The organism is Streptomyces toyocaensis, assembly GCF_000725125.1.
Taxonomy (GTDB): domain Bacteria; phylum Actinomycetota; class Actinomycetes; order Streptomycetales; family Streptomycetaceae; genus Streptomyces; species Streptomyces toyocaensis.
The window spans coordinates 41706-54875 of the sequence record NZ_JFCB01000025.1 but is presented as its reverse complement, the minus strand read 5'-3'; the positions used below and the strand labels follow the sequence as shown (position 1 = coordinate 54875).

General features: G+C 71.7%; 14 protein-coding genes. 11 read left to right on the top strand and 3 right to left on the bottom strand.

Annotated features, from left to right (window positions below):
* Window positions 1-56: 56 nt before the first annotated feature.
* Entirely contained in the window at window positions 57-779 is a 723-nt protein-coding gene (locus tag BU52_RS23825) for a M50 family metallopeptidase (protein WP_037937899.1), read from the bottom strand.
* Between the two features lie 60 nt (window positions 780-839).
* On the opposite strand from BU52_RS23825, the gene BU52_RS23820 reads away from it, so the two are divergent.
* The 10 genes from BU52_RS23820 (at window position 840) to BU52_RS23775 (ending at window position 10885) form a co-directional block, all read left to right on the top strand.
* On the top strand, window positions 840-1655 hold the full coding sequence (locus BU52_RS23820; protein ID WP_037937805.1) for an SOS response-associated peptidase: 816 nt from the start codon (window positions 840-842) through the stop codon (window positions 1653-1655).
* Window position 1656: 1 nt separating this feature from the next.
* Window positions 1657-2316, top strand: a complete 660-nt coding sequence (locus tag BU52_RS23815; protein WP_037937803.1) for an alpha/beta hydrolase family protein — start codon at window positions 1657-1659, stop codon at window positions 2314-2316.
* A gap of 256 nt (window positions 2317-2572) precedes the next feature.
* Window positions 2573-3259 carry an RNA polymerase sigma factor SigR gene (sigR, locus tag BU52_RS23810; RefSeq protein WP_037937802.1) on the top strand — a complete coding sequence of 229 codons (687 nt, stop codon included), beginning with the start codon at window positions 2573-2575 and terminating at the stop codon, window positions 3257-3259.
* Complete coding sequence (gene rsrA, locus BU52_RS23805) at window positions 3256-3567, top strand: mycothiol system anti-sigma-R factor (protein WP_037937801.1); 312 nt, start codon at window positions 3256-3258, stop codon at window positions 3565-3567. The genes sigR and rsrA overlap by 4 nt, the downstream gene beginning before the upstream one ends.
* A gap of 144 nt (window positions 3568-3711) precedes the next feature.
* Window positions 3712-5091, top strand: a complete 1380-nt coding sequence (locus BU52_RS23800) for an HD-GYP domain-containing protein (RefSeq protein ID WP_037937800.1) — start codon at window positions 3712-3714, stop codon at window positions 5089-5091.
* The gene (locus BU52_RS23795) at window positions 5088-6335 is read left to right on the top strand and encodes an HD-GYP domain-containing protein (protein WP_200881263.1); all 1248 of its coding nucleotides are present in this window, start codon (window positions 5088-5090) and stop codon (window positions 6333-6335) included. The genes BU52_RS23800 and BU52_RS23795 overlap by 4 nt, the downstream gene beginning before the upstream one ends.
* Before the next feature lie 157 nt (window positions 6336-6492).
* On the top strand, window positions 6493-7473 hold the full coding sequence (locus tag BU52_RS23790; RefSeq protein ID WP_037937898.1) for a tetratricopeptide repeat protein: 981 nt from the start codon (window positions 6493-6495) through the stop codon (window positions 7471-7473).
* A 77-nt stretch (window positions 7474-7550) separates the two neighbouring features.
* Window positions 7551-8201, top strand: coding sequence for a peptide deformylase (gene def, locus BU52_RS23785; RefSeq protein WP_037937797.1), 651 nt, complete (start codon window positions 7551-7553; stop codon window positions 8199-8201).
* A 231-nt stretch (window positions 8202-8432) separates the two neighbouring features.
* Window positions 8433-9518 (top strand): epi-isozizaene synthase, encoded by a 1086-nt coding sequence (cyc1, locus tag BU52_RS23780; protein ID WP_037937895.1) that lies wholly within the window; start codon window positions 8433-8435, stop codon window positions 9516-9518.
* Entirely contained in the window at window positions 9515-10885 is a 1371-nt protein-coding gene (locus tag BU52_RS23775) for a bifunctional albaflavenone monooxygenase/terpene synthase (RefSeq protein WP_037937796.1), read from the top strand. The genes cyc1 and BU52_RS23775 overlap by 4 nt, the downstream gene beginning before the upstream one ends.
* A 19-nt stretch (window positions 10886-10904) precedes the next feature.
* On the opposite strand, the gene BU52_RS23770 is transcribed toward BU52_RS23775, so the two are convergent.
* A complete protein-coding gene (locus BU52_RS23770; RefSeq protein WP_037937795.1) occupies window positions 10905-11867 on the bottom strand; it encodes a GlxA family transcriptional regulator in 963 nt (320 codons plus the stop codon).
* Between the two features lie 92 nt (window positions 11868-11959).
* Between BU52_RS23770 and BU52_RS23765 the strand changes: the two genes are divergently transcribed.
* Complete coding sequence (locus tag BU52_RS23765; RefSeq protein WP_037937793.1) at window positions 11960-12184, top strand: hypothetical protein; 225 nt, start codon at window positions 11960-11962, stop codon at window positions 12182-12184.
* Between the two features lie 24 nt (window positions 12185-12208).
* On the opposite strand, the gene BU52_RS23760 is transcribed toward BU52_RS23765, so the two are convergent.
* On the bottom strand, window positions 12209-13165 hold the full coding sequence (locus tag BU52_RS23760; RefSeq protein ID WP_235216408.1) for a ribonucleotide-diphosphate reductase subunit beta: 957 nt from the start codon (window positions 13163-13165) through the stop codon (window positions 12209-12211).
* Window positions 13166-13170 lie beyond the last annotated feature (5 nt).

The following is a 13170-nucleotide window of genomic DNA, read 5'->3' as shown; positions in this document are numbered from 1 at the left end:
TCCGCGGGTGAGACGGCGGGGACCCGCGCGGCTTCCCGCCCGCGGGCGCCGTCGGCTCACAGGCCCAGCAGCCACCTGCCGCCGCCGAGCAGCGCGCACAGCGACACCGCGTGGAACAGGAACAGCCACAGCCCCGCCGGCACGTGGGTCAGCCGCGACAGCTGGTCCGCGTCCGAGTCCCCCGCACCGCCACGCGCCCGCTTGGCCTGCAGCTCGAACGCCGGGCGCACCCCGCCGAGCAGCAGGAACCACACCACGGCGTACGCGAACGCCGCCTGTACCTGCGGGCCGGCCAGCCAGGACACCAGGACGAACGTGCCGCCGGTGACGAGCACCGACAGCGCCCCGTAGGCGTTGCGGATCATCACCAGCATCGCCACCAGCAGCGCCGTGGCCAGCCACAGCAGCAGCGTGATGCGTCCGGCCCCGAGCAGCGCGGCGCCGCCCAGGCCCAGCAGCGGGGGAGCGGTGTAGCCGGCCGCGGCGGTGAGGATCATGCCGATGCCGTCCGGCTTGCCGCGGCTGACGGTGAGGCCGCTGGTGTCGGAGTGCAGGCGTATCCCCGTCAGCGTGCGGCCGGTGAGCAGGGCCACCAGGCCGTGCCCGCCCTCGTGGGCGATGGTGATGGCGTTGCGGGACAGCCGCCACGGCCCCTGCGGTACGACGACGGCGGCCGCGGCGACGAGGGTGGCGACGACCACCCACACATCGGGGTCGGGCTGGGTCCCGGACACCTCGTCCCAGAGGGAGGCGAGCGAGGCGGACGCGGTGCTGGCCATGCTTTCCATGCGTTTCGGATCGCTCCCTGTGTGCGTACGGAGTCTGGCAGTGTTGCATGTATGTGCGGACGGTATGCAGCGAGTCGCAGGCCCGAGGACCTCGCGGGGATCTTCGGGGTGGAGAAGTGGGAGCCGGAGGAGACCCTGGAGCCCGACTACAACGTGGCGCCGACCAAGCAGGTCTACGCCGTACTCGACCGTGCCCTCAAGGACGAGGCCGGACCCCGCCCGGTGCGGCAGCTGCGGACGCTCACCTGGGGACTGGTGCCCTCCTGGTCCAAGACCCCCGAGGGCGGCGCCCGGATGATCAACGCCCGCGCCGAGACCGTCCACGAGAAGCCGTCCTACCGCCGCGCCTTCTCCTCCCGGCGCTGCATCCTCCCCGCCGACGGCTACTACGAGTGGGTCACCGGCAAGCAGGAGCGGGACCTGGAGGCCGAGGGCAGGAAGAAGCGGCCCCGCAAGCAGCCCTACTTCGTGACGCCGGCCGACGGCTCGGTGTTCGCCATGGCCGGGCTGTACGAGTTCTGGCGGGACAGGACGCTGCCGGACGACCACCCCAGGGCCTGGTGGGTGACGTGCTCGGTGATCACCACCGAGGCGGAGACCTCTCCGCTCGCCGTTTCCCCCGCCGAGGGCCCGCACGCCCTCGCCGAGATCCACCCCCGGATGCCGCTGATGCTCACGCCGGACCGCTGGGACGCCTGGCTGGACCCCGCCCGCACGGACGTCGACGAGCTGCGCGGGCTGCTCGCCCCGCCGCCCGCCGGCCTGATGCGCGCCTACCCGGTCGCCACGGCAGTCAGCAACGTCCGCAACAACGGGCCGGAGCTGCTGAAGGAGCTGGCCGCGCCGGAAGAGGGCACACTCTTCTGACGTGACCCCCGACACGACAGACACGTCAGAGACGACCGAGAGCGTCGAGACGGACGCCGGCACCGCCCGTGTGACGTGGCGCAGCGCCGGGCGCGGTGCCCGCCTCGTCCTCGCGGTGAGTCACGGCGCCGGCGGCGGGATCGAGGCTCGTGACCTCCGGGCGCTGGCCGCCGGGCTGCCCGCGCACGGCGTGACCGTCGCCCTCGTCGAACAGCCCTGGCGGGTGGCCGGCAGGAAGGTGGCCCCCGCGCCGAAGACCCTGGACGCCGGCTGGCGCGGCGTCTGGCCCGCGCTGACCGCGCCGGGCCTGCCGGTGATCTCGGGCGGGCGCAGCGCCGGAGCCCGCGTCGCCTGCCGCACCGCCGCGGAACTCGGCGCCCGCGCCGTACTCGCCCTGAGCTTCCCGCTGCACCCGCCGGGCAGGCCCGAGAAGTCCCGGGCCGGCGAACTGCTGGGTGCGGGCGTGCCCACCCTCGTCGTCCAGGGCGGCAACGACCCGTTCGGCAGACCCGGGGAGTTCCCCGACGGGGCCTACGAGCTGGTCGAGGTGCCCCACGGCGATCACGGCTTCGCCGTGCCGAAAAGGGCCGGCATCACGCAGGAGGAGGCCGTGGCGGTCGTCACGGACGCCGTCGTGCGGTGGACCGGGACGCTCGGCTGAGGCGCCGGGAATGCGCGGGCGGCTCCCGCTGTTGGGAGGGGCGTACGTGCCGCTCGTCGGCACAGACGTCGTAGGAGAGGAAGTCCGCCGCATGGGTTCCATGTTCTGCCCGAGCCGCAGTGCCCGCGCCGACCTGGACTGGACGGTGCTGCACGCGGCCAGGACCGCCCCGATTCGGGCGGCGGGCGGACCGGATCGTCGTCTATCCTCCGATTCGGGTGAGACCGGTTCCGGTCTCGCGACGACATCGGAGGAGGTGGGTCCGGTTCCCGGTACCGACGCAGGGACCGAACACGGCCAGGCGGAGCAGCCCGAGGGCCAGGGCAGCACGGGCGCGGAGTCGACCGCGGAGCGCAGCGCGCGCTTCGAGCGGGACGCGCTCGAGTTCCTCGACCAGATGTACTCGGCCGCGCTGCGCATGACGCGCAACCCGGCCGACGCCGAGGACCTGGTGCAGGAGACGTACGCCAAGGCGTACGCGTCCTTCCACCAGTTCCGCGAAGGCACCAACCTCAAGGCGTGGCTGTACCGGATCCTCACCAACACCTTCATCAACTCCTACCGCAAGAAGCAGCGCGAGCCCCAGCGCAGCGCGGCCGAGGAGATCGAGGACTGGCAGCTCGCGCGGGCCGAGTCGCACATGTCCACGGGTCTGCGCTCCGCGGAGTCGCAGGCGCTGGACCACCTGCCCGACTCGGACGTCAAGGAAGCACTGCAGGCGATCCCCGAGGAGTTCCGCATCGCGGTGTACCTCGCCGATGTCGAGGGCTTTGCCTACAAGGAGATCGCCGACATCATGGGGACACCCATCGGTACGGTGATGTCCCGGCTGCACCGTGGCCGCCGCCAGCTGCGCGGCATGCTCGAGGACTACGCGCGCGAGCGCGGGCTGGTCCCGGCCGGTGCCGGAGAGTCGAACGAAGCGAAAGGCTCGGGGTCATGAGCTGCGGAGAGCCGCACGAGACGGATTGCAGCGAAATCCTCGATCATCTCTACGAGTTCCTCGACCGCGAGATGCCGGATGCCGACTGCGTGAAGTTCGAGCACCACTTCGAGGAATGCTCGCCGTGCCTGGAGAAGTACGGGCTCGAGCAGGCGGTGAAGAAGCTGGTCAAGCGCTGTTGCGGGCAGGACGACGTGCCGGGCGACCTGCGCTCCAAGGTCATGGGCCGGATCGACCTGATCCGCTCCGGTCAGGCCGTGCCCGAGCAGGACGTCACGGCTTCACCGGTCACACCGCAGGAGTCCTGACACCCCGCCCCTCCCGGCCCGCGGTGTCACTCGTACGTGCTAATCCCCCGGTTATCGGCCCGTCGCGGTCCTGGACTCCGGCCTAGGCTCCTGAGCCTGGCAGATGGCGGGCCGCGTGCGGCGGGCACGGTCGGGGAGGGGCTCATGGAGGCGTTACCGGCGCGGGCCCTGGCGTATGTCGCCGGTGTCACCTTGCTGGCCCTGCTCTGTGTGGTCCCCCCGCCGGGGCTCCCGTTCCCGGGCGACCCGGCGGACCCGGGCGTCCCGTGGTGGCCGGTCGTTCTGCTCGCCGCCGTGTACGCCGGGTGCGAGCGCCTCGCCCGTTCGCGCCTCGTGGCCGCACCGCATCCGGGCGGCACCTTCTACCCCGTCCTGCTCGCCGGGGCCTTTCTGCTGCCGCCGCACGCCGCGGCGCTGGTCGCGCTGCCCGGGGCGCTGCTGCTTCCCGTGGAGCAGCGGCCGCACCTGGCGCGCAGGCTCTGGCGGGCCGGCCGGCTCGTGGTCGCCGTGTGGGCCGCGGGCCGGGTCCACGGGGCGGCCGGGGGCCCGGACACGGTGGCGGACTGCGACGTGCCGGGGGCACTCGCGACCGCCGGGGCAGCGGTCCTGGCGTTCTGCCTGGTCCTCACCCTGATCGACGGCGGCGTCCTGGCGCCGGCGTCCGGGGCGCGTCCGCGCGGGAGGCGCGCCGCCGCCCTGGCCACGTGGCGCCGGCAGTTCCTGAGGTCGCTGGCACCGCTGACCGTGCACGCCCTCGCCGGGCTCATGATGGCGCTGCTGTGGCGCAGCGCCTACGGCCCCGTGGCGGCACTGCTCGTGCTGCTGCCGATGGGCGTCTCGTGGTGGGCGTTCGCCCAGTACCACCGGGAGCGGGCCGCCCACCAGGCCACGATCCGCGCCCTCGTCCAGGCCGTCGACATCAAGGACGGCTACACGCGCGGGCACAGCGAGCGCGTCGGACGGGCCTCCATGATGATCGCGCGGGAACTCGGACTCGACGACGAGCGGGTGGAGGTGCTCCGCTTCGCGGGCATCCTGCACGACGTCGGCAAGCTCGGCGTCCCCACCCGGCTGCTGACCAAGAACGGTCCCCTGACCCCCGAGGAACGCCGGGTGATCGAACTGCACCCCGAGTACGGGCACGAGATGGTGCGGGGGATCTCCTTCCTCGGCGAGGCCCGGGCGGCCGTGCTGCACCACCATGAGCGGCTCGACGGCTCGGGCTACCCCTACGGGCTGGCGGGCGGTCAGATCCCCGAGTCCGCGCGGGTGGTCGCCGTGGCCGACGCCTTCGACGCGATGACCTCCACCCGCTCCTACAGCAGGGCACGGCCCGTTCCCGTGGCGCTGGAGGAGCTCCGGCGCTGCGCGGGCACCCACTTCGACCCGCGGATGGTCGGCGCGCTGGTCCGCGCGATCGGCCGGGCGGGCTGGCATCCGGCGGTGACCGCCGACGACGACCGCTCCGCCGCCCTGCCCGGGCCCGCCGCACCGGTGACCGGCCGGCCGGGAGCGCGCCGGTGAGGCCGCGGCTGCACACCGTGGTGCACCTGTGCGCCGCCGTCCTCGCCGCGGGCTCCCTGGGCAGCACCCTCTACAACGGCGTCGCGGAGCGGGGCACCGCCCTGGCGTTCGGGGTGCTCGTCACCGTCGGCGAACTCACCCGGCGCAGCGGGACCCGGATCCGGGAGGCCGCGCCGCTCGCCGCCGCGGGCTCGCTCTCGTACGCGCTGCTCGGCGAGACGGCGGGGCGGCCGACCCACCACGGTGCCGCCCAGGTCGTCACCGTGGTGCTCGCCGCGTCCCTGCTCGGCAGCGTGCCGCACGTCGGGCGTGGGGGCGGGCCCGCACTCGAACCGCAGGCCCGCCGGGTGCTGACCGTCGGCTTCGTCGCCGTCTGCTTCCAGCCCCTGCACGGCCGGGGCGCCTTCGACGACTGGGAGGGACCCTCCCACGCGCTGCTGCTGCTGGCCCTGCTGTCCCTCACCGCGCTGTGCGACGCCGTGCTCGCCGCCGCGCTGGCCCACTCCCGTACCGGCTGGCCCTTCCTGCCGACGCTGCGGGACGAACTGCGCGCCGTGCCCGGCATCGGCGCGGCCGTCGTCGCCACGGGCGCGGTGATGGCGCTCGGGGTCGCGGTCGTCGGGCTGTGGGCGCTGCCCGTCTTCTCCGTTCCCCTGCTGCTCGCCCAGCTGTCCTACCGGCGGTACGCCGCCGTGCGCGCCACCTACCGGCAGACCATCGCCTCCCTCGCGCGGGCCACCGAGATCGCCGGGTACACCCCCGCCGGGCACGCCCGCCGGGTCGCCGCGCTCAGCCAGGCGGTCGGCCGGGACCTGGGGCTGACCGAGCCCGAGCTGACCGTGCTGGAGTACGCGGCCCTGATGCACGACATCGGTCAGCTCAGCCTCGTCGACCCGGTCCCCGCGGGCGCCACCGCAGTCCTGCCGGTCTCCGAGCAGCGGCGGATCGCGCTGCTCGGCGGCGCCGTGGTGCGCCAGACGGGAGTGGACCCCCGGGTGGCCGGGATCGTCGAGCGCCAGGCCGACCCGCACCCGGAGCAGCCGCCGGCCGCGCGGATCGTCCGCGTGGTGAACGCGTACGAGGAGAAGTCCCGGGAAGGAGGGCCCGGCGGGGCGCTGGCCGCGCTCGAGGAACTGCGGCTCGCTACCGCCGGGGAGTACGCGCCGGAGGTCGTCGAAGCGCTGGCCCGGGTGCTGTCACGGAATACGGAGGGGGAGCGTGCACACGGAGACCGGTCGTGGTGAGAGCCGCGAACAGGGCTGTCTGACCCCGGGCAAGGCTGGGTAACCCATGGGTAATGAGCGTCCTCGCGGCCGTACGTGGTTGGATGCGAAGGAGAGGGTGTCCGGGGGCGCGGATCGGTACGGCCGGCCCACCGAACGGAACTGGCAGGCGGGAATCGTGAGGATCTTCGGCAAGGGACGGCACCGGCCCTCCGCCTCCTGGCGGCAGGCCACGGACCGCGCGTTCACGCTCATCGGCGACGGCCGGTACGAGGACGCGGGCGCGCTGCTGACACGTGCCGCCGATCTGGAACCCTGGCTGTCGGAGTCCTGGTTCAACCTCGCGCTGCTGCACAAGTTCCGGCACGACTGGGAGCAGGCGCGGACGGCCGGCCTGCGGGCCGTGGCGCTGCTCGACCGGGACACGGGGGCTCCCGACTGGTGGAACGTCGGCATCGCGGCCACCGCCCTGCAGGACTGGCCGCTGGCCCGGCGGGCCTGGCAGGCCTACGGACTCAAGGTGCCCGGCCCGGCCACCGACTCCGGAGAGCCCCTCGGCATGGACCTGGGCAGTGCCGCCGTACGGCTGTCACCGGAGGGGGAGGCGGAGGTCGTGTGGGGGCGGCGCCTCGACCCCGCCCGGATCGAGGTGCTGTCCATTCCGCTGCCCTCGTCCGGGCGCCGCTGGGGCGAGGTCGTCCTGCACGACGGTGTACCGCACGGCGAGCGCAGCACCGCGGCCGGGCACACCTACCCGGTGTTCGACGAGATCGAGTTGTGGGCGCCGTCGCCGGTGCCGACCTGGGTGGTGCTGCTGGAGGCCGCGTCCGAGACGGACCGGGACGCGCTGGAACAGCTGGCCTCCGACGCCGGTTTCGCCGCCGAGGACTGGTCGTCGTCCGTGCGGCTGCTGTGCCGGATGTGCTCGGAGTCACGGATGCCGTCCGACGAGGGCGACGGCGAGCACCTGGACCCGCACGACCACAGTGAGCCGGGTCACCCCGGCCCGCTGGGCCACCGCACCGACGGGCAGTTGTGGGTTCCGGAGCGCGAGTGCGGTCTCGCCGCGCCGGCTTCGCTGGTCCGGGGGCTGCTGGACGGGTGGGTCGCGGACAGCCCGGATTCCCGGGACTGGCGGGACCTGGAAGAGGTCTGTTAGGGGCGGGTACGCGGATCGTTCGCCGTACCCTGTATCAGCACCACCCCCGGTTTTTCCCAGGAAGGCACACGTCGGTCATGGCTCAGCAGGACACCGATCAGCAGCACGCGGGCGCGCTCCCCGTCGACGACGAGGGGTACGTCATCGACACGGAGGACTGCGAGGAGCGCGAGGCGGCCTGGCGGGAGCGCGGGACCTCGCGCCCGATCACGGTGGTCGGCAACCCGGTGCTCCACAAGGAGTGCAGGGACGTCACCGACTTCGGCGAGGAGTTCCAGCAGCTGGTCGCCGACATGTTCGCCAGCCAGCGCACCGCCGAGGGCGTGGGCCTGGCCGCCAACCAGATCGGTGTCGACCTCAAGGTCTTCGTCTACGACTGCCCGGACGACGAGGGCGTGCGGCACACCGGTGTGGTCTGCAACCCGAAGCCGGTTGAACTGCCCGCCGAACAGCGCCGGCTGGACGACAGCAACGAGGGCTGTCTGTCGGTGCCCACCGCGTACGCGTCGCTGGCCCGTCCCGACTACGCCGAGGTGACCGGGCAGGACGAGAAGGGCAACCCGATCCGGGTACGCGGCACCGGCTACTTCGCACGGTGTTTGCAGCACGAGACGGATCACCTCTACGGCTACCTCTACATCGACCGGCTGTCCAAGCGGGAGCGCAAGGCGGCGCTGCGGCAGATGGCCGAGAACGAGCCGCGTTACCCCGTGGTCGCCAACGACTGACCGCTCCACGGAGCCTCACGGGGCCCCTCCGCCTCCTCGCGCACGGCGTTCGCCCGGGACTGCCTTTCCGGTCGGGCGCCGTGCGTCTGTGCGCGGCCAGAGGTAGTGAAAGAAGCAAATCCGTTCCCACAGCGGTCACTTGTGGTGCTGAATGGAGGTGCGTGGATACGCGGCGTGCGCCCGGCTCGGGGGACGGGGGCACGCCGACTGGCGGCTGAGAGGGGATTGTTCGTGCATGCTTTGTCACACGGCACCACATCGACACCGACCACCATCGCAGTTCCACCGGCGCTGTCTCTCCCGGTGATCGAGGCCGCGTTCCCCCGGCAACTCCACCCGTATTGGCCGAGCCTTCAGCAGAGCACGAGGGCGTGGCTGCTCGAAAAGCGGCTCATGTCCGAGGGCGCGGTGGAGGAACATGCCGATGGGCTGTGCTACACCGACCTTATGGCGGGCTACTACCTGGGTGCCCCCGACGAGGTCCTGCAGGCGATCGCGGACTACAGCGCGTGGTTCTTCGTCTGGGACGACCGGCACGACCGCGACATCGTGCACGGCCGCCCCGCCGCCTGGCGGCGGTTGAAGGACCGGCTGCACACCGCTCTCGACAGCCCCGCCGATCACCTGGGGCACGAGGATCCGGTGGTGGCCGGGCTCGCGGACAGCGTGCGACGGCTGTACGCCTTCCTGCCGGATACGTGGAACGCCCGGTTCGCCCGGCACTTCCATGGGGTGATCGAGGCGTACGACCGGGAATTCCACAACCGCACGGAGGGCATCGTCCCCACCGTCGAGGAATACCTGGAACTGCGCCGGCTCACCTTCGCGCACTGGATCTGGACCGATCTCCTGGAACCGAGCGCGGGCACCGAACTCCCGGACGGAGTGAGGAAGAATCCGGCCTACCGGCGGGCGGCGCTGCTCAGTCAGGAATTCGCCGCCTGGTACAACGACCTGTGTTCGCTCCCGAAGGAAATAGCGGGAAGCGAGGTGCACAATCTCGGAATCAGTCTCGTCACTCACGAGGGGCTGTCACTCGAAGAGGCGATCGCCGAAGTGAGACGTCGCGTCGAGGAATGCATACGCGAATTCCAGGACGCGGAAAGGGACGCCTTACGCCTCGCCGACGTCCTCGACGACGGCACGGTGGGAGGAAAGGAGACGAGCACCGCCGTGCGCGCCTGCGTCGGCAACATGAGGAACTGGTTCAGTTCCGTCTACTGGTTCCACCACGAGTCCGGCCGGTACCGGGTCGACAGCTGGGACGACCGGTCCACGCCCCCGTACGTCAACAACGAAGCGGCAGGTGAGTCATGAGCGTCGAGTCGGTGAACCCCGATGCGTCCGCGGCGGCCGCACTGCGCGAGCCGCCCTTGGCCGGCGGAGGCGTCCCCCTCCTCGGCCACGGCTGGAGGCTGGCGCGCGATCCGCTGGCGTTCATGTCCCGGCTGCGCGAGCACGGGGAGGTCGTGCGCCTGAGGCTCGGACCGAAGACGGTGTACGCCGTCACCACTCCCGCCCTCACCGGGGCGGTGGCACTGAGTCCCGACTACATCATCGCCGGACCGCTGTGGGAGTCCCTGGAGGCCCTCCTCGGCAAGGAGGGAGTGGCCACCGCCAACGGCTCGCTGCACCGGCGTCAGCGCCGCACCATCCAGCCCGCGTTCCGGCTCGACGCGATCCCCGACCACGGGCCGATCATGGCGGAGGAGGCGCACGCGCTCGTGGAGCGCTGGCGCTCCGGCGAGGTGCTGGACGTGACGATGGAGTCCTTCCGCGTGGCGGTGAGGGTCGCGGCCCGCTGCCTGATGCGCGGCAGTTACATGGACGCCCGGGCCGAGCGCATCTGCACCGACCTCGCCTCGCTCTTCAGTGGCATGTACCAGCGGATGGTGGTGCCGCTCGGACCGCTCTACAAGATACCTCTTCCGGCCAACCGGGAATTCAACCGGGCCCTGGCCGATTTGCACGTCCTGGTGGACGAGATCGTCGCCGACCGACGTGCTAGCGGTCAAAAGCCGAACGATTTGCTGACGGCTTTGCTGGAGGCGAAGGACGACAATGGCGAGCCCATCGGGGAACAGGAGATCCACGACCAGGTCATCGCCATACTCACCCCCGGCAGCGAAACCGTCGGAGCCACGGTCATGTCCCTGCTCCTGGTTCTCACCGAGCACCCGGAACTCGGCGACAAGATCCGCGACGAGGTGAGAACCGTCGTCGGTGACCGCCCCGTCGCATTCGAGGACGTCCGGAAGCTGACGTACACCGCGAATGTCGTGACCGAGACCCTGCGGCTGCATCCGGCCGTGTGGATATTGACCCGCCGTGCGGTGGCCGACACGGAACTCGGCGGATACCGCATTCCCGAGGGGGCGGACCTCATCCACAGTCCCTACGCCATCCAGCGCGACGGGCGGTCGTACGAGCGGAACGAGGAGTTCGACCCGGACCGCTGGCTCCCCGAGCGCGCGAAGGACGTGCCCCGGTACGCGATGAGCCCGTTCGGCGTGGGCAACCGCAAATGCCCCAGTGACCACTTCTCGATGGCCGAGCTCACACTCATCACCGCGGCGATCGCCTGCGCCTACCGGTTCGAGCACGCGCCCGGCTCCGACCCCCGGCCCCGGATCGGCATCACGCTCCGGCCGCGCCGGCTGTTGCTGCGGGCGCTGCCCCGCTGACCGGCCCGCCGGCGCACGTTCAGGCGGCCTCCGGTCCCCTGAACGTGCGCCGGTACGAGTGCGGGGTGGCTCCCACGGCGCGCACGAAGTGATGGCGCAGCGCCGCCGCGTTGCCGAAGCCGGTGCGGCCCGCGATCGCGTCCACGGTCTCGTCCGTCGCCTCCAGCAGATGCTGCGCCAGCAGCACCCGCTGGCGCAGGATCCAGCGGTAGGGCGTGGTGCCGGTCTCCTGCTGGAAGCGGCGGGCGAAGGTGCGCGGGGACATGTGGGCGCGGGCGGCGAGCTGTTCCACGGTGACCTCCTCGTCGAGGTGCCGCTCCATCCACACCAGCACCTCCGAGACGGTGCCGCCGCCGGACCGCGGCAGCGGGCGCTCGATGTACTGCGCCTGGCCGCCGTCGCGGTGCGGGGGCACCACCATGCGCCGGGCGATCCTGTTGGCGACGTCCGGGCCCTGCTCCTTGCGCACCAGGTGCAGACAGGCGTCGATCCCGGCGGCGGTGCCGGCGGAGGTGATCACCGGGTCCTCGTCGACGTACAGCACGTCCGGTTCGACGGTCAGATGGGGATACCGCCTCGTCAGGTCCTCCGCGTGCTTCCAGTGGGCGGTGACCCGCCGCCCGTCGAGGAGGCCGGCGGCGGCGAGCACGAACACCCCTGAGCAGACGCTGAGCACCCGGGCGCCCCGGTCCACGGCCCGGCGCAGGGCGTCCAGCAGGCCGGGCGGGAACTCCCGGGAGACATAGGAGGAACCGGCGGGTACGGCGATGAGGTCGGCCGTCTCCAGACGCTCCAGGCCGTGCTCGACCTGGAGGGAGAAACCCGCGCTGGTGCGCACCGCGGGACCGTCGGCCGAGGCGACGGCGAAGTCGTGGACCGGCAGCCCGTCGTCACTGCGGTCGACGCCGAAGACCTCGCAGACGACGCCGAGTTCGAAGGGGTTCACACCGTCGAGCAGGACGGCGGCCACGTTCTTGAGCATGGCTCCAGTGTGCCCCGCCGGTGGCAGTAAATCGAGGTTCCATGACGGTCCTGCCACTGCCGGTAAGGAGCATTCGGCGTGACAGTGGTGTCATGGATACGACGCAGAGGGAAGCACTGATCGCGGTGGTCGCCGTTCTCGGCCTGTTCGTCCTCATGACCCTGCCCGCACTGATCGGCGTCGCCCACGACCGGCGGATCGACCGGCAGATCAGGCGGGCCGAGGCCGCACGCGCCGCCGCCGGGCATCGCACCACGGCGGCGGGGGCCCGCCCGGCCCGGGGTGCCGCCCCGCACCGCACCGCAAGGGCGGCGTGAGACGGCACCGGGGCGCGCGGCGCTCTAGAAGTCCTCGTCCAGGTCGACCGTGCCCTCCACGGCGACCTGGTACGCGGACGGACGCCGCTCGAAGAAGTTCGTCAGCTCCTGGACGCCCTGGAGCTCCATGAAAGAGAACGGGTTCTCCGAGCCGTACACCGGCGCGAAGCCCAGCCGTACCAGCCGCTGGTCGGCGACGCACTCCAGGTACTGGCGCATCGACTCGGTGTTCATGCCCGGCAGCCCGTCGCCGCACAGGTCGCGCGCGAACTGCAGTTCCGCCTCGACCGCCTCGCGCAGCATGTCGGTGACCTGCTGCCCGAGCTCCTCGTCGAAGAGCTCCGGCTCCTCCTTGCGCACGGTGTCGACGACGTCGAAGGCGAAGGACATGTGCATCGTCTCGTCGCGGAACACCCAGTTGGTGCCGGTCGCCAGCCCGTGCAGCAGACCCCGCCCCCGGAACCAGTAGACGTACGCGAACGCACCGTAGAAGAACAGCCCCTCGATGCACGCGGCGAAGCAGATCAGGTTCAGCAGGAAGCGGCGGCGGTCGGCCCGCGTCTCCAGCCGGTCGATCTTCTCCACCGAGTCCATCCACCGGAAGCAGAACTCGGCCTTCTCCCGGATGGAGGGGATGTTCTCCACGGCCGCGAAGGCCGCCGCCCGGTCGTCCGGGTCGGGCAAATAGGTGTCCAGCAGCGTCAGGTAGAACTGGACGTGCACCGCCTCCTCGAACAGCTGCCGCGACAGGTACAGCCGCGCCTCCGGGGAGTTGATGTGCTTGTACAGCGTGAGCACCAGGTTGTTCGCCACGATCGAGTCACCCGTGGCGAAGAAGGCCACGAGCCGGCCGATCAGATGCTGTTCCTCCGGGGTGAGCTTCGCCAGGTCGGCGACGTCCGAGTGCAGGTCCACCTCCTCCACGTGCCAGGTGTTCTTGATGGCGTCCCGGTAGCGGTCGTAGAAGTCCGGGTAGCGCATGGGGC

Excerpts from the sequence above, each read along its gene's own strand:
- BU52_RS23825 (WP_037937899.1), bottom strand. The coding sequence starts at position 779 with ATGGCCAGCACCGCGTCCGCCTCGCTCGCCTCCCTCTGGGACGAGGTG.
- BU52_RS23800 (WP_037937800.1), top strand. The coding sequence starts at position 3,712 with ATGGAGGCGTTACCGGCGCGGGCCCTGGCGTATGTCGCCGGTGTCACC.
- BU52_RS23770 (WP_037937795.1), bottom strand. The coding sequence starts at position 11,867 with ATGCTCAAGAACGTGGCCGCCGTCCTGCTCGACGGTGTGAACCCCTTC.
- BU52_RS23760 (WP_235216408.1), bottom strand. The coding sequence starts at position 13,165 with ATGCGCTACCCGGACTTCTACGACCGCTACCGGGACGCCATCAAGAAC.
- rsrA (WP_037937801.1), top strand. The coding sequence starts at position 3,256 with ATGAGCTGCGGAGAGCCGCACGAGACGGATTGCAGCGAAATCCTCGAT.
- BU52_RS23765 (WP_037937793.1), top strand. The coding sequence starts at position 11,960 with ATGGATACGACGCAGAGGGAAGCACTGATCGCGGTGGTCGCCGTTCTC.
- def (WP_037937797.1), top strand. The coding sequence starts at position 7,551 with ATGGCTCAGCAGGACACCGATCAGCAGCACGCGGGCGCGCTCCCCGTC.
- BU52_RS23820 (WP_037937805.1), top strand. The coding sequence starts at position 840 with ATGTGCGGACGGTATGCAGCGAGTCGCAGGCCCGAGGACCTCGCGGGG.
- BU52_RS23775 (WP_037937796.1), top strand. The coding sequence starts at position 9,515 with ATGAGCGTCGAGTCGGTGAACCCCGATGCGTCCGCGGCGGCCGCACTG.